17 protein-coding genes are annotated in these 15,125 nt (G+C 68.8%); 13 read left to right on the plus strand and 4 right to left on the minus strand.

Annotated features, from left to right (window positions below):
* Window positions 1-153 precede the first annotated feature (153 nt).
* On the minus strand, window positions 154-1,074 hold the full coding sequence (locus OHZ10_RS25105; RefSeq protein ID WP_059237038.1) for a dihydrodipicolinate synthase family protein: 921 nt from the start codon (window positions 1,072-1,074) through the stop codon (window positions 154-156).
* 251 nt (window positions 1,075-1,325) lie between these two features.
* Between OHZ10_RS25105 and OHZ10_RS25110 the strand changes: the two genes are divergently transcribed.
* From OHZ10_RS25110 to OHZ10_RS25125, 4 genes are read left to right on the plus strand one after another with little or no spacing between them, the layout of a single operon-like run.
* Complete coding sequence (locus tag OHZ10_RS25110; RefSeq protein ID WP_342705988.1) at window positions 1,326-2,258, plus strand: 4-hydroxyproline epimerase; 933 nt, start codon at window positions 1,326-1,328, stop codon at window positions 2,256-2,258.
* On the plus strand, window positions 2,255-3,382 hold the full coding sequence (locus OHZ10_RS25115; protein ID WP_059237037.1) for an NAD(P)/FAD-dependent oxidoreductase: 1,128 nt from the start codon (window positions 2,255-2,257) through the stop codon (window positions 3,380-3,382). The genes OHZ10_RS25110 and OHZ10_RS25115 overlap by 4 nt, the downstream gene beginning before the upstream one ends.
* Window positions 3,379-3,612 (plus strand): 2Fe-2S iron-sulfur cluster-binding protein, encoded by a 234-nt coding sequence (locus tag OHZ10_RS25120; RefSeq protein WP_011355492.1) that lies wholly within the window; start codon window positions 3,379-3,381, stop codon window positions 3,610-3,612. Before OHZ10_RS25115 ends, OHZ10_RS25120 begins: the two co-directional genes overlap by 4 nt.
* Complete coding sequence (locus OHZ10_RS25125; protein ID WP_342704606.1) at window positions 3,609-4,877, plus strand: FAD/NAD(P)-binding oxidoreductase; 1,269 nt, start codon at window positions 3,609-3,611, stop codon at window positions 4,875-4,877. The genes OHZ10_RS25120 and OHZ10_RS25125 overlap by 4 nt, the downstream gene beginning before the upstream one ends.
* 43 nt (window positions 4,878-4,920) lie before the next feature.
* Here OHZ10_RS25125 and OHZ10_RS25130 read toward each other — a convergent pair whose 3' ends face one another.
* On the minus strand, window positions 4,921-5,865 hold the full coding sequence (locus OHZ10_RS25130) for a LysR family transcriptional regulator (protein ID WP_174991868.1): 945 nt from the start codon (window positions 5,863-5,865) through the stop codon (window positions 4,921-4,923).
* Window positions 5,866-6,033: 168 nt separating this feature from the next.
* Between OHZ10_RS25130 and gtdA the strand changes: the two genes are divergently transcribed.
* The 8 genes from gtdA to OHZ10_RS25170 all read left to right on the plus strand — a co-directional run bounded on the left by gtdA (window position 6,034) and on the right by OHZ10_RS25170 (window position 12,495).
* A complete protein-coding gene (gene gtdA, locus OHZ10_RS25135; RefSeq protein ID WP_059237034.1) occupies window positions 6,034-7,077 on the plus strand; it encodes a gentisate 1,2-dioxygenase in 1,044 nt (347 codons plus the stop codon).
* An 81-nt stretch (window positions 7,078-7,158) separates the two neighbouring features.
* Window positions 7,159-7,857 carry a fumarylacetoacetate hydrolase family protein gene (locus tag OHZ10_RS25140; RefSeq protein ID WP_174991867.1) on the plus strand — a complete coding sequence of 233 codons (699 nt, stop codon included), beginning with the start codon at window positions 7,159-7,161 and terminating at the stop codon, window positions 7,855-7,857.
* A 24-nt stretch (window positions 7,858-7,881) separates the two neighbouring features.
* A complete protein-coding gene (gene maiA / locus OHZ10_RS25145) occupies window positions 7,882-8,523 on the plus strand; it encodes a maleylacetoacetate isomerase (RefSeq protein WP_059237032.1) in 642 nt (213 codons plus the stop codon).
* A gap of 19 nt (window positions 8,524-8,542) precedes the next feature.
* Window positions 8,543-9,751: a 3-hydroxybenzoate 6-monooxygenase gene (locus OHZ10_RS25150; protein WP_342704608.1), complete on the plus strand. Its 1,209-nt coding sequence runs from the start codon at window positions 8,543-8,545 to the stop codon at window positions 9,749-9,751.
* An 81-nt stretch (window positions 9,752-9,832) separates the two neighbouring features.
* Entirely contained in the window at window positions 9,833-11,194 is a 1,362-nt protein-coding gene (locus OHZ10_RS25155) for an aromatic acid/H+ symport family MFS transporter (protein WP_342704609.1), read from the plus strand.
* A 102-nt stretch (window positions 11,195-11,296) separates the two neighbouring features.
* Window positions 11,297-11,647: an ArsR/SmtB family transcription factor gene (locus OHZ10_RS25160; RefSeq protein WP_256087307.1), complete on the plus strand. Its 351-nt coding sequence runs from the start codon at window positions 11,297-11,299 to the stop codon at window positions 11,645-11,647.
* On the plus strand, window positions 11,637-12,071 hold the full coding sequence (locus OHZ10_RS25165) for a YeeE/YedE family protein (RefSeq protein WP_059237028.1): 435 nt from the start codon (window positions 11,637-11,639) through the stop codon (window positions 12,069-12,071). Before OHZ10_RS25160 ends, OHZ10_RS25165 begins: the two co-directional genes overlap by 11 nt.
* 1 nt (window position 12,072) lies before the next feature.
* The gene (locus OHZ10_RS25170) at window positions 12,073-12,495 is read left to right on the plus strand and encodes a DUF6691 family protein (RefSeq protein WP_174991862.1); all 423 of its coding nucleotides are present in this window, start codon (window positions 12,073-12,075) and stop codon (window positions 12,493-12,495) included.
* Between the two features lie 178 nt (window positions 12,496-12,673).
* Here OHZ10_RS25170 and OHZ10_RS25175 read toward each other — a convergent pair whose 3' ends face one another.
* Window positions 12,674-13,024 carry a hypothetical protein gene (locus OHZ10_RS25175; protein ID WP_342704611.1) on the minus strand — a complete coding sequence of 117 codons (351 nt, stop codon included), beginning with the start codon at window positions 13,022-13,024 and terminating at the stop codon, window positions 12,674-12,676.
* A 203-nt stretch (window positions 13,025-13,227) separates the two neighbouring features.
* Here OHZ10_RS25175 and OHZ10_RS25180 point away from each other — a divergent pair, with 203 nt between their 5' ends.
* Entirely contained in the window at window positions 13,228-14,721 is a 1,494-nt protein-coding gene (locus OHZ10_RS25180; RefSeq protein ID WP_425394780.1) for a PLP-dependent aminotransferase family protein, read from the plus strand.
* Window positions 14,722-14,802: 81 nt separating this feature from the next.
* Here OHZ10_RS25180 and OHZ10_RS25185 read toward each other — a convergent pair whose 3' ends face one another.
* On the minus strand, window positions 14,803-15,078 hold the full coding sequence (locus tag OHZ10_RS25185) for a hypothetical protein (RefSeq protein ID WP_059237024.1): 276 nt from the start codon (window positions 15,076-15,078) through the stop codon (window positions 14,803-14,805).
* Window positions 15,079-15,125 lie beyond the last annotated feature (47 nt).

Consider the following 15,125-nt stretch of genomic DNA (forward strand, 5'->3'; position numbering starts at 1 on the left):
CGGCCGGCGTCGCCCGGTTCGAACGACCGGGGCGGGGCTCGGGCCGTTCACGCGCGGCGCGGGCTGGCGCCGGGGCGAACGGGTCCGCAGGCCATGCCGGACCGGAGACGGCGGCGTGCAGGGGAAGCCTGCGCGCCGCCGCAAGGGAGTCGATCAGAGACCGACGTCGGGCAGTACCGGGCGCGTTTCGAGCGCCTTCGCGACGATCGCCTTCACTTCCGCGAGCGTGTCGCCCTGCAGCGCGAGGCGCGGCGGACGCGTGATCGCGCTGCCGCGGCCGACCAGTTCTTCGCACAGCTTGATGCACTGCACGAGGTCGGGGCGTGCATCGAGGTGCAGCAGCGGCATGAACCAGCGGTACAGCGCGAGCGCTTCGTCGAAGCGCTTCTGCTTCGCGAGGCGGAACAGCGTCTCGCCTTCCTTCGGGAACGCGTTCGACATGCCCGACACCCAGCCTTCGGCGCCGACCGCGATGCTCTCGACCACGACGTCGTCGAGGCCAGCGAACAGCACGAAGCGATCGCCGACCGCATTGCGCAGGTCGATGAAGCGGCGCGTATCGCCAGACGAATCCTTGAAGCAGACGATGTTCTCGCAATCCTGCAGTGCGATCAGCACGTCGGGCGTCACGTCGTTCTTGTAGATCGGCGGGTTGTTGTAGACCATCACCGGCAGGTCGGTGCTCGTCGCGACCGCGCGGAAGTGCGCGGCGGTTTCGTGCGGCTTCGCCGAGTACACGAGCGCGGGCATCACCATCACGCCGTCGACGCCGACGCGCTGCGCTTCGCGCACCGTGTTGCGCGCGAATTCGGTCGTGAATTCGGCGATGCCGGCGATCACCGGAATCTTGCCGCCGGCCGCGTCGCGCGCAGCCTCGATCACCTGGAGCTTCTCGCTCGTCGACAGCGACGTGTTCTCGCCGACCGTGCCGCAGACCACGAGGCCCGACACGCCGTCGTTCACCAGGTTCTTGACCACGCGGTGCGTGGCGTCGATGTCGAGGGAAAAGTCCGGCTTGAACTGGGTGCTGACGGCCGGGAAAACCCCGGTCCACTGAATGGCGTTTCGGCTCACTGAAATCTCCTACGTTTGTATCGGTCGGCCGACAGGTGTGTCGGTGTGGCAACCAGTATCGCCGCGCAAATGCCCATCACGCTTGAGTCGTATCGCGGAGCAAAATGACGAAATCGGCACAGCGGCCGGCAGGGGCGCGGCGGGCGCGTTGCACTATGCCGATTTCGTCGTCGTCCTCATCGAAAAGCCACAAGCGGGCGGACGCGCGACGGAGGAAGCTATGCTCCTTTCCCCACTTCGGACGGCTCATGATGAAGCGCATCCAGATCATCGATTCGCACACGGGCGGCGAACCCACTCGGCTCGTCGTGTCCGGCTTCCCGTCGCTCGGCAGCGGCACGATGGCCGAGCGACGCGACGTGCTCGCGCGCGAGCACGACCGTTACCGCACCGCGTGCATCCTCGAGCCGCGCGGCAGCGACGTGCTGGTCGGCGCGCTGCTGTGCGAACCCGTATCGCCCGACGCGGCGGCCGGCGTGATCTTCTTCAACAATAGCGGCTATCTCGGGATGTGCGGGCACGGCACGATCGGTGTCGTGCGCACGCTGCATCACATGGGGCGCATCGCGCCCGGCTTGCACCGGATCGAAACGCCCGTCGGCACCGTCGAGGCGACGCTGCACGACGACCTGTCGGTCAGCGTGCGCAACGTGCCTGCATATCGTCATGCGCAGGACGTCGCGCTCGACGTGCCGGGATACGGCCCCGTGAAGGGCGACATCGCGTGGGGCGGCAACTGGTTCTTCCTGATCAGCGACCATGGGCAGCGCGTGACGGGCGACAACGTCGCGGCGCTCACTGCGTACGCGTCGGCCGTGCGCGAAGGGCTCGAACGTGCGGGCATCACCGGCGCGAACGGCGGCGAGATCGACCACATCGAGCTGTTTGCCGGCGATCCCGAGCACGACAGCCGCAGCTTCGTGCTGTGTCCGGGCCTTGCATACGACCGTTCGCCGTGCGGCACCGGCACCAGCGCGAAGCTCGCGTGCCTTGCGGCCGACGGCAAGCTTGCGCCGGGTGCCGTGTGGCGGCAGGCGAGCGTGATCGGCAGCGTGTTCCACGCGAGCTACGAGCAGGCCGACGGCGGCATCGTGCCGACGATTCGCGGCAGCGCGCACCTGAGCGCGGAAGCGACGCTGCTGATCGAGGAAGTCGATCCGTTCGGCTGGGGCATCGGGTCGTGAGCGAAACGAAGACCGACGTCGTCGTGATCGGCGCCGGCATCGTCGGCGCGGCGTGTGCGCACGAACTCGCGCAGCGCGGGCTGCGCGTGCTGGTCGTCGACGACGCGAGCGGCGGCGCGACCGGCGCGGGCATGGGCCACCTCGTCGCGATGGACGACAACGCGGCCGAGCTCGCGCTGAGTCACTACTCGATCGAATTGTGGCGCGCGTTGAGCGGCGAGATGCCCGCAGGCTGCGCGTACCGCAACTGCGGCACGCTGTGGCTCGCGGCCGATGCGCACGAGATGGATCTGGCACGCGCGAAGCAGGCGACGCTCGCCGCACACGGCGTGGCGGGCGAACTGATCGACGCGGCGGCGCTCGCGCAACTGGAGCCGATGCTGCGCGCGGGGCTCGGCGGTGCGCTGAAGATTCCCGGCGACGCGATTCTTTACGCGCCCGTCACCGCGAACTGGCTGCTGCAGCGCGCGCCGCGCATCACGTTGCGTCGCGACCGGGCCGTCGCGGTTGATGGCCCGGGCGTGGTGCTTGCAAGCGGCGACACGCTGTGCGCCGAACGCGTGGTCGTCGCGAATGGTGTCGCGGCACGCACACTGTTGCCCGAACTGCCGCTGCGCCCGAAAAAGGGCCACCTGCTGATCACCGACCGCTATCCGGGGCACGTGTCGCACCAGCTCGTCGAACTCGGCTATGCCGCAAGCGCGCATGCGAGCGACGGCACGTCGGTCGCGTTCAACGTGCAGCCGCGGCCGACCGGCCAGTTGCTGATCGGTTCGTCGCGCCAGTTCGACACCGAGGATGCGCGTGTCGAGCCGCCCGTGCTCGCGCGGATGCTGCGCCGCGCGGTCGGCTACCTGCCGGATCTGGCTGACCTGAACGGCATCCGTTCATGGACAGGATTCCGTTCCGCGAGCCCCGACGGCCTGCCGCTGCTCGGGGAGCACCCGGCGCGGCCAGGCGTGTGGCTCGCGGTCGGGCACGAAGGGCTCGGCGTGACGACCGCGCCGGGCAGCGCGCGGCTCATTGCCGCGCTGATGGCCGGCGAGCGGCCGCCGATCGATATCGAACCGTATTTGCCGGGACGCTTCCTGACCGCGTCCCCCGTCGCCGGAGCGCTGACATGATCATTCATCTGGACGGCCGCGCGCTGACGGTGGCCGACGGCGCGACCGTCGCGGCCGCTGTCGCGGCGAGCGGCGACGACACGACACGTGTGTCGTGCACGGGCGCGGCGCGCGCGCCGTTTTGCGGAATGGGCGTCTGCCAGGAATGCCGGATGACGATCGACGGCCGGCGCCGGCTGGCTTGCCAGACATTGTGCCGTGACGGGATGCAGGTGGAGCGTACGCGATGAAACAGGAACGACTGAGCGTCGACGTCGCGATCGTCGGCGCGGGCCCGGCCGGGCTGTCGGCCGCGCGGGCCGCGGCGAAAGGCGGCGCGACGGTCGCGATCGTCGACGACAACCCGCGGGCGGGCGGGCAGATCTGGCGGCAAGGCGTAGCGGCCACACCGGTACCGGTCGCCGCTGAACGCCTCGCCGTGCTGCGGCAGCCGGACGTCACGCATCTCGCGGCGACGCGCATCGTCGCCGAAACGCAGCCGGGCACGCTGCTGCTCGAGGACGACGAGCGCGGGCTGCTGCTCGATTTCCGGACGCTGATTCTTTGCTGCGGCGCACGCGAACTGCTGCTGCCGTTTCCGGGCTGGACGCTGCCCGGCGTCACCGGCGCGGGCGGTTTGCAGGCGTTGATCAAGTACGGCCTCGATGTGCGCGGGCAGCGCACGGTGATCGCGGGCAGCGGGCCGCTGCTGCTGGCGAGCGCGGCGACGGCCCGTCAGTCCGGGGCACGCGTGTCGCACGTGCTCGAGCAGGCCGCATGGGGCGACGTGGCGGGCTTCGGCGCGGGGTTGTGGCGCTGGCCGTCGAAGCTCGCGCAGGCCGCGAAGCTCGTCACGGCGGCTTACCGGCCCGATGCGCACGTCGTCGAGGCGTTCGGCGACAAGCGGCTCGAACGTGTCCGGATCCGTCAGGGCGATCGCGAGTTCGACGTCGATTGCGAGCGGCTCGCGTGCGGCTTCGGCCTCGTGCCGAATACCGTGCTGCCGAGCCATCTCGGCTGCCGGATCGACAACGGTGCGGTGGCGGTCGATGCGCACCAGCGCACGAGCCGCGACGGGGTTTTCGCGGCGGGCGAGTGTACGGGCGTCGGCGGCAGCGAACTGGCGATGGTCGAAGGCGAAATCGCCGGTTACGCGGCGACCGGGCAAACGGCGCCGTTGGCTGCGCTCGTCGCGCGGCGCGCGCACTGGCAGGCGTTCGCGGACGCGGTACGCGAGCGCTTCGCGATCCGCGAGCCGGTCCGCCGGCTCGCGCGGCCCGATACGCTGCTGTGCCGTTGCGAGGATGTGCGTGTCGATGCGGTCGTGCAGGAGCCCGGCTGGACGGCCGCGAAGCTGCAGTCGCGTTGCGGGATGGGCGCGTGCCAGGGCCGCGTCTGCGGTGCGGCCGCGCAGGCGCTGTTCGGCTGGACGCCGCCGGTGCCGCGTACGCCGCTCGTGCCTGCGCGGGTCGGCACGCTGATGCTCGACGGCACGGCATCCTGCGACGGCGCGTGACGTGCCGCCTCCAGGCGGCCCGGTTCGCGCCGGGCCGCGCCATTCACTCCACCTTCACTTTCTCCCAGCCGCCGACTTGCGGCGCCGCACAGGCGCGCAGGCACTCGATCGTCGCGGCCACGGCCGCGCGGTTCGCGCTGTCGGGGTGCCAGTAGATCGACACCGCGCCCTGGCCCTCGAGCTCCATCGGCAGGATGCGGATCGCGTTCAGTTGCGCGAAACGCCGCGCGGCACGATGTGACGCGACACCGAGCAGGTCGGTGTTGTTCAGCAGCGTGAGGTTCAGGATCGACGAATTCGATTCGACGCAGTGCGGCGGCTGCACGCGGCCGGCGGCATTCAGTGCGGCTTCCAGCGCGTTGTGCACGGGCGTGCCGGACGGCCACACGATCCACGGGTAGGCGAGCACGTCGTCCCAGCCGACCGACGTCGCACCGGCGAGCGCATGGCCGGGCCGCGCGACGAACACGACCGGATCGACATACAGCGCTTCGGCATGCAGCAGCGGATCGACGTAGGTCGAGCCCGAGCGGCCGACGACGATATCCAGTTCGCTGCGTGCGAGCTGCGGCATCAGCTGGTTCATCGTGCTTTCGGTGAGCCGCACCTGCGCGCGCGGCATCCGCTTCAGCAGTTGCGACACTGCGAGCGGCACCGTATCGGCCGCCGCGACGCCCGATGTGCCGATCGTCACGAGGCCGCTGCCGCCTTCGCGCAGCGCGGCCATGTCGTCGCGCGCGATGTCGAGCTGCGCTTCGACGCGGCGCGCGTGCTCGATCAACGCTTCGCCGTAGGGCGTCGGCCGCAGGCCGCGCGCATGCCGCTCGAATAGCGGCAGCCCGACATCCTCTTCCAGCTCCTTCAGCCATTTCGACAGCGCCGGCTGCGTGGTCGCGAGCGCCAGCGCCGACTGGCTCAGGTTGCCGGTGCCGGCCAGGCTCAACAGTACCTGCAGATGCCGCAGCCGCAGCCGGTGGGTCCAGTCCATCGCATGCCTCGTCTCGAGAAGGTATATCCAGAGTTATATGGATCAGATGATTTGATCATTTTACCGGGTATGGCTGCGTCGAATATAAATCCACTCACGGACCGCAGCACGGTCCCCGACCCGACAGACCTGGCGCCGACGCCGATCGGCCGCCTGCAAGGAGACATCATGACGACCCATCCGGACGCGTCGCGCGCCGCCTACTACGCACGGATCGCCGAGCAGCGCCTCGCGCCGCTGTGGGAATCGCTGCACAACCTCGTGCCGAAATCGCCGCAGCCGGCTGCGCAGGCCGCGATCTGGAAGTACGCGCAGATACGCGACCTCGTGATGCAGGCCGGCAGCGTGATCAGCGCGGAAGAAGCCGTGCGCCGCGTGCTGGTGCTGGAGAACCCGGGGCTGCCCGGCAAGTCGAGCATGACGCCGAGCCTGTATGCGGGGCTGCAGCTGATCCTGCCGGGCGAGATCGCGCCGAGCCACCGCCATACGCAGTCGGCGCTGCGGTTCATCGTCGAAGGGCGCGGCGCATGGACGGCCGTGAACGGCGAGCGCACGACGATGCATCCGGGCGACTTCATCATCACGCCGTCGTGGGCGTGGCACGACCACGGCAATCCGTCGGCGGACGAGGGCGGCGAGCCGGTCGTGTGGCTCGACGGGCTCGACATCCCGCTCGTCGCGAATCTCGACGCCGGTTTTGCGGAGAACTACCCGGAAGCCGTGCAGCCCGTGAATCGCCCGGAAGGCGACAGCTTCGCGCGCTTCGGTCACAACATGGTGCCGGTGCGGCATCGCGTGAGCGACCCGACGTCGCCGGTGTTCAGCTATCCGTATGCCCGTACCCGCGAGGCGCTCGACGCGCTGTACCGGAACGGCGAGATTGACGCGTGGGACGGCGTGAAGCTGCGCTACGTGAACCCCGCGACGGGCGGCTGGCCGATGCCGACCATCGCCACCTTCATGCAGTTCCTGCCGGCCGGCTTCGACGGCCGCACGTACCGCAGCACCGACGCGACGATCTACTGCGTCGTCGAAGGCTCCGGCACCGCATGGGTCGGCGACAGCGCATTCGCGTTCGAGCCGCACGACATCTTCGTCGCGCCGTCGTGGGCGCCGGTGCGGCTGTCGGCGTCGTCCGACAGCGTGCTGTTCAGCTATTCCGACCGGCCCGTGCTGTCCGCGCTGAATCTGCTGCGCGAAGCGCGCGACTGACGCCGGCGCTTTCAACGATCCGTTTTCCGTGCGCTGCCGCGGCGGCGCGCCCCTTCATTCATGTCTAAGCTGGAGCCGTTCATGACTTTCGTTTTCCCGCCCGAAGCACCCGTGGCGCTGCCTGTTGCCGGCAGCGATGCCCAATTCGCCGTGCGCCGCGTCTATTGCGTCGGCCGCAACTACGCGGCTCATGCGCGTGAAATGGGCTTCGATCCCGATCGCGAGCCGCCGTTCTTCTTCTGCAAGCCGGCCGATTCGATCGTGCCGGTCGCGTACGGCGAAACGCTCGACCTCGCGTATCCGTCGCAGACGCAGAACTATCACTACGAAGCCGAACTCGTCGCGGTGGTCGGCAAGGGCGGTTCGGACATCCCGCTCGAGCGCGCGCTCGAGCACGTGTGGGGCTATGCGGTCGGCCTCGACATGACGCGCCGCGACCTGCAGATGAAGATGCGCGAAATGGGCCGGCCGTGGGAAATCGGCAAGGCGTTCGACCGCTCGGCGCCGATCGGGCCCGTGCATCCGGCCAGCGACGTCGGTCATTTCGAGCAGGGCGGCCTGTGGCTGACGGTCAATGACGCGACGAAGCAGAAGAGCGACGTGTCGCACCTGATCTGGTCGGTTGCGGAGACGGTGGCCGACCTGTCGAAGTTCTTCCGCCTCGAACCGGGCGACGTGATCTTCACGGGTACGCCCGAAGGTGTCGGCGCGGTGGTGGCGGGCGACGTGATGAAGGTCGGCGTCGAGCGTCTCGGCGAACTGACCGTGCGCGTGGTCTGACGCGTTTCCCCGAAAGGTCACATCGTGCAACTGCATAGCTTCTTCAACAGTTCGACATCCTACCGGGTGCGCATTGCGCTCGCGCTGAAAGGGCTGCCGTACGACACGCTGCCCGTGAACATCCGCACCGGCGAGCAGCGCGACGCCGCTTACGTCGCGCAGGTGAACCCGTCGGCCGCGGTGCCGGCGCTGGTTGACGGCGATTTCCGCCTCGGCCAGTCGCTTGCGATCCTCGATTACCTCGACCGGATCCGGCCGGAACCGCGGCTGATTCCGCTCGAGCTGCGCCGCCGGGCGCGCGTACTGGAACTGGCGACGTTGATCGCGTGCGACATCCATCCGGTCAACAACCTGCGCGTGCTGCGCTATCTCGACAGCGAACTGAAGGTCACGCCGCAGCAGAAGACCGCGTGGTACCGGCACTGGATCGCGGAAGGGATGGCCGGCGTCGAGCGCCTGCTGGCCCGCGCGGACGAGGGCCCGTGGTGCTTCGGCGACACGCCGACGCTCGCCGACGTGTGTCTCGTGCCGCAGGTCGCGAACGCATTGCGGATGGATTGCGACCTGAGCGCGTTTCCGCGCAGCCTCGCGGTGTTTGAACACGCGCGGCACGAGCCGGCTTTCGAGGCCGCGCAACCGCAGCGGCAACCGGATTACGTCGCGTAACACAAAGCAGGAGACAAACATGGGTGAGACACACCACAACGGCCGGCGCGTTCTCGTGATCGGCGGCGGTATCGGCGGGCTGGCAGCGGCGCTGGCGCTCGCGCGCCAGGGTATCCGCGTGAAGCTGCTCGAACAGGCCGGGCAGATCGGCGAGATCGGCGCGGGAATCCAGCTTGCGGCGAACGCATTCAACGCGCTCGATGCGCTGGGTGTCGGTGAGGCGGCACGCGGTCGCGCGGTGTTCACCGACTGGCTGCAACTGATGGACGCGATCGATGCGCGCGAAGTCGCGCGCATCGATACGGGGGCTGCGTATCGCGAACGGTTCGGCAATCCGTATGCAGTGATCCATCGCGCGGACATTCACCTGTCGATCTACGAAGCTGTCCGGGATCACCCGCTGATCGAATTCCGGACGAGCACGCAGGTGTGCGGGTTCGAGCAGGACGGCAACGGCGTGACCGTGATCGACCAGCATGGCGAGCGCTATCGTGCCGACGCGGTGATCGGTTGCGATGGCGTGAAATCCGCGATCCGTCAGGCGCTGATCGGCGATGCGCATCGCGTGACGGGCCACGTCGTGTATCGCGCGGTGGTCGACGTCGACAACATGCCGAAGGATCTGCAGATCAATGCACCGGTCGTGTGGGCCGGCCCGCATTGCCATCTGGTTCACTATCCGCTGCGCGGCGGGCAGCAGTACAACCTCGTCGTCACGTTCCACAGCCGTGAGCAGGAAACCTGGGGCGTGCGCGAGGGCAGCAAGGAAGAGGTGCTGTCGTACTTCGACGGCATTCATCCGCTGCCGAAACAGATGCTCGACCGGCCGACGTCGTGGAAACGCTGGGCGACCGCCGACCGCGATCCGGTGGAGGGCTGGAGCGCGGGCCGTGCGACGGTGCTCGGCGATGCGGCCCATCCGATGACGCAATACATCGCGCAGGGCGCATGCCAGGCGCTCGAGGACGCGGTGACGCTCGGCGCGGCCGTTGCGCAGACCGACGGTGATTTCGAGGCCGCGTTCGCGCGGTACGAGCGCGTGCGGATTCCGCGTACCGCACGCGTGCTGTATTCGGCACGGGAAATGGGGCGGATCTATCACGCGAAAGGCGTCGAGCGGGAGGTGCGCAACGGGCTCTGGGTCGGCCGCACGCAGGCGCAGTTCTACGACGCGCTCGACTGGCTGCACGGCTGGCGCGCGGAGGATTGCCTGAAGACCGGCGCATAACGCATACATTCAGCCCGATTCCGGCGGCGCGCATTCCAACGACATACGACGCGCGACCGCCTTCCTGGAGGAGACACCCTTATGGCCGATACGCTGTCCATCGACGTCAGCGAATGGATCGACCGGCATCGCGTGGCGCCGTTTCAGGCCGCGATCGTCGTTCTGTGCTTTCTGATCGTCGCGATCGACGGATTCGATACCGCATCGATCGGGTTCATCGCACCCGTCATCCGTACGGAGTGGGGCCTGTCGCCCGCGCAGCTCGCCCCGGTGTTCGGCGCGGGGCTCGCCGGGCTGATGGCCGGCGCGCTCGTGTTCGGGCCGTTCGGCGACCGGTTCGGCCGCAAGCGCCTGCTGCTCGCGTGCGTCGCGTGCTTCGGCATTGCGAGTGCTGCGTCGGCAAGCGCCGGCGGCCTGACCGAGCTGATCGTGTGGCGCTTCGTGACCGGGCTCGGGCTCGGCGGCGCGATGCCGAATGCGATCACGCTGACGTCCGAATACTGTCCGGCGCGCCGCCGTTCGCTGCTCGTGACGACGATGTTCTGCGGCTTCACGATCGGTTCCGCGCTCGGCGGGCTCGCGGCCGCGTCGCTGATCGAGCACCACGGCTGGCGCGCGGTGCTCGTCGTTGGCGGCGCCGCGCCGCTGCTGCTCCTGCCGGTGCTGGCATGGCGGCTGCCGGAATCGGTGCGCTATCTCGTCAACCGGGGCGCGCCTTCCGCGCGGATCGCGGCAATGCTCGGCCGCATCGCACCGGATCCGCACCTCGTGCACGCGTCGTTCGTCGCACCGGCCGGCAAGCCGGCCGGGTCGCCGCTCGGCCGGCTGTTCGGCGCCGACCTGCTGCGCGGCACGCTGCTGCTGTGGCTGACGTTCTTCATGAGCCTGCTCGTCATCTACCTGCTGTCCAGCTGGCTGCCGACGCTGCTGCGCACGACCGGTGCAACGCTGCAGACGGCCGCGCGCGTGACCGCGATGTTCCAGGTCGGCGGCACGCTCGGCGCGATCGTCCTCGGCGGGTTGATGGACCGCTTTGATCCGCATCGCGTGCTGGCCTGCAGCTATGCGGCGGCCGGCATCTTCGTCGCGGCGATCGGCGTGTTTGCCGCGTCGCCGTCAGGCGCCGCGCTCGCGGTGTTCGCCGCCGGCTTCTGCGTGTCGGGCTCGCAGGTCGGTGCGAACGCGTTGTCGGCCGCGTTCTATCCGACCGAGTGCCGGACCACTGGCGTGAGCTGGGCCAACGGGATCGGCCGCGGCGGCTCGGTGGTCGGATCGATGGCGGGCGGTGCGATGCTCGCGATGGGCGTACCGCTGTCGACCGCGTTTGCCGTCGTGGCGGTGCCGTGCGTGATCGCGGCGGTCGCGGTGCTGGCGCTCGGGAGGGTTCGCGCCGATGCGGCGCGGGCGTCGGGCGTCGACGGGATCGTGGGCAAGCAGGCCTGAGCGAAGGAGGGGACAAGGCCGGGTTGCCGGTGAACAAGCGGCAGGGTGCAATATTATATAAAACGATATAATATTAAATCTTTAATTGATTTTTTTGCTCCGATGAATGCCGCGCTTCCCGCCGGGCCGCCCCGGCCCGATCAATTGCGCGCTGCCGCCGAATCGGCCTGCGCGCTCCTCAAGGTGCTGTCGAATCCCGACCGGCTGCTGCTGCTGTGCGAACTGTCGCAGGGCGAGCGTTGCGTCAGCGATCTCGAGACGCGGCTCGACATTCGTCAGCCGACACTGTCGCAGCAGCTCGGCGTGTTGCGGGACAACGCGCTGGTCCGTACGCGCCGCGAGGGCAAGGCCATCCACTATTCGCTCGACAGTCCGGCCGCGATCGCGGTGATGGGCGTGCTGTATGAACAGTTCTGCGGCCCGGCTGCGAAGGAGAAGCGCGATGCAGATTGACGCACTTCACTTCACGCCGTGGCTGTCGCTGGCGGGCGGCGTGTTGATCGGGCTCGCGGCCGCGTGGCTCGTCGCGTTCAACGGCCGGATTGCCGGCATCAGCGGGATCGTCGGCGGCCTGCTGACGGCGGGTGGCGGGGAGCGCGACTGGCGCATGGCGTTCGTCGGCGGGATGATCGTCGCGCCGGTCCTGATGCGCGTTGCCGGAGCCGGTCTGACGCCGCAGGTGGACGCAAGCTGGTTCGAATTGCTGGCGGCCGGTCTGCTGGTCGGGATCGGCACGCGGTACGCGGGCGGTTGCACGAGCGGCCACGGTGTATGCGGGATGTCGCGCGGTGCGCTGCGCTCGGTGGTCGCGACGGCGACCTTCATGGTCGCGGGTTTCGTGACCGTCTTCGTGCGGTTGCACGTGCCGGGAGGCTGACATGCAGGCAGGATGCGCGTTTCTGGCGGGGCTGCTGTTCGGCGTCGGCCTCATCGTGTCGGGCATGGCCAATCCGCAGAAGGTGCTCGGCTTTCTGGACCTGGCCGGCCATTGGGATCCGTCGCTTGCGTTCGTGATGGCGGGTGCGACAGGTGTGGCGGTATTCGCGTTCGCGTGGGCAAAGCGCCGGACACGGTCATGGCTCGGCCTGCCGATGCAGTTGCCGGCGTTGCGCGCGATTACCGTGCGCCTCGTCGCGGGCAGTGCGGTGTTCGGCATCGGCTGGGGAATTGCCGGGTTCTGTCCGGGACCCGCGATCGTGTCGATCGGCTTCGGGTCGGCCAAGGGGATCGGGTTCGTCGCAGCGATGCTGGTGGGGATGGCCGTATTCGAGTGGATCGAGCGTCGCCGGAGCGCACGGTGAGGCGGTGACCGCCGCGATGCCGGGAAGGCTGCGGCGGTCGAATGGTGGGCGATGGGGACGCTCCGGTGAGGGTGGCCGGCAAAGCGTGCGTTCGCCGGTTGCAGTGACAATGGGGGAGGTGCGCGGTGCGACGCGGCAAGTCGCGGCAAGTCGCGGCAAGTCGCGGCAAGTCGCGATGTCAGGAATGCCCGCGCACATGAGTGCTGCCGCGCACTCGCCCGGACAGCCGGCGCAGGATGCGTCGCCACGCCGCGCGCATGCCGTTCCGGCCCGCAGGTTCCACGACCGTTGTACGGACCGCGCCGGCGTTGCCAGCCGACAGCGCCGCGTGACCGGCCGTCTCGAACGTCAGGCATTCGCCTTCGTCGAGTTCGCGGCGTATGTATTGCGGCGCGTCGGGCAGCCAGTCGAGCGCGCCGTGACGCAGCGTGACCGCGAGTGCGCCGTCCAGCACGATCACCTGGCTACCCTTGTCGAACCACGCAAAGTGGCTTTGCCCGGCGTCGAGCCGGATGTGTTGCGTTCGCATCGCGATTCCTTTTCCCGGTGGCCCCGGTTGCGCGGCCTCGTGACGGCGAGGCGCTGGCGTGCAATCAGGTTAGGGAAACGGGCGCAGGCGCGACAGATTCAGGGGACGGGAATCTGTTGCGGTGCAGGCAGCGATTTCGAGCGGCTGTATCGGTGGGTTTTCCCCGAATCTGTATCTGGCGAGCGCCTGGGCGAGCGGGCACGATGATCCGCATGACGCCTTTCGCCGACGTATCCCGCACGCCTTTGCCGCTGGACGGCGAGCCGCTTTACGAACGGCTCGCCGAACATTACCGCCGGATCATCGCGGCCGGCACGCTGTCGCCCGGCGACCGGATGCCGTCGGTGCGCGCGTTCATGGCGCAGCACGGCGTGAGCCTGTCGACCGCGATCCAGACATTCAGGCGGCTCGAGGATACGGGCTGGTGCGAGGCGAAGCCGCGCTCCGGTTACTTCGTGCGCCGCCGCGCGGCGGCCGCGCTTGCAACACTGCCGGAAAGCGACGGGCCGCCGCTGAGCGTCGAGCCGCCGTTCGCGGGGCTGCACGAGCGCGTGTCGCGCGTGATCGACCGCGCGAATGCGGCGACCGATGCATTGAATCTCGGCGGCGCGTCCGCGCTCGCCACGCTGTATCCGGCCGAGCGCCTGCAGACGCTGGCGATCCGGCTGCTGCGGCGCAAGCCCACGTTGCTGACCGATGCGGGGCCGGTCGGCGGTTCGCCCGAATTCCGGCAGACGATGGCCAAACGCGCGCTGTCGTATGGCGTGACGGTGACGCCGGACGACGTGATGTCGACGAGCGGCGGCGTCGATGCCGTGAATCTCGCGTTGCGTGCGGTGGCGCGCCCCGGCGACACGATCGCGATCGAATCGCCGGCCTTCTTCGGGCTGATCCAGTTGCTCGAAAGCCTCGGCCTGCGTGCACTCGAAATCCCGGCGAGCCCGACGGCCGGCCTGTCGATCGAGGCGCTCGAAGTGGCGCTGGCCGCGTATCCGGACATTCGGGCCGTGGTGGTCGTGCCGAACCTGCAGAACCCGCTTGGCTGCGTGATGCCCGACGAGCGCAAGGCGGCGCTTGTCGCGCTCTGTTCGCGCCACGGTGTGGCCGTGATCGAGGACGAGCCGTATCGCGAGCTCGTCGAGGCGCCGCAGGCGGTCAAGCCGGTCAAGGCATGGGACCGCGACGGCACGGTGATCTACTGCCCGTCGTTCAACAAGGTGCTGGCCCCCGGGATGCGGCTCGGCTGGATGACTGCGGGCCGCTGGCAGGCGCGTGTGAGGATGCTGAAGTTCGCGCACAGCCGGCACAACGCCGCATTGCTGCAGGCCGTTGCGGCCGAATTCGTCGGCTCGGGCGCGTTCGACCGCCACCTGCACCGGTTCCGCGAACAGTTGCGCGTGCAGCGCGACGTGACGATCGACGCGATAGCGCGGCATTTCCCGGCCGGCACGCGGATGAACCAGCCGCCGGGCGGAATGCTGCTGTGGATCGCATTGCCGGACGGCGTGCGCTCCGATGCGCTGTTCGACGCCGCACTGGCGCACGGAATCAGGATCGCGCCCGGGTCGATCTTCTCGAATTCCGACCGCTTCGACGGCTATATCCGGCTCGCTTGCACGCGCGTGTTCGATGTGGCGCACGAAGCGGCATTCGAAACGCTCGGCCGCCTCGTACGGGAAGCCAAGGCGGCTGCGTAAGCGTGGCGGCGACGGGCCGGGCTTGCGAATAGGCGAGCGCCCCGGCTTGCCAAGGCACCGACGCGGCAAGCCGTCGCCATTTCATCGGCTGGCCGAGTGCGACGCGAGATGCTGGCGGATCAGCGACAGGTAACGATCGCCTACCGAGAAATCGCGCGCGGCGCGCGGCCGGGCCGCCGGACGCAGCGTGGCCGGCGCGCTCATGCCCAGATACCGGCAGACGGCAGACGGAAAGGGCTTGCGTGTATGCCCGAGCTGACGCGCCGCGCGTTCGACGCGGGCATCGCCGACCTGGGAACGCAGCCACGCCAGCACTTGGCGATCGGTGTCGTTGACGATACGGACCAGATGTTCCATCGCGCACCTCACTGTTCATAAATACAGTACTGTAAATATAACCAGTG

Origin of the sequence: Burkholderia arboris (assembly GCF_038723655.1) — a bacterium.
GTDB classification, from domain to species: Bacteria; Pseudomonadota; Gammaproteobacteria; order Burkholderiales; family Burkholderiaceae; genus Burkholderia; species Burkholderia arboris.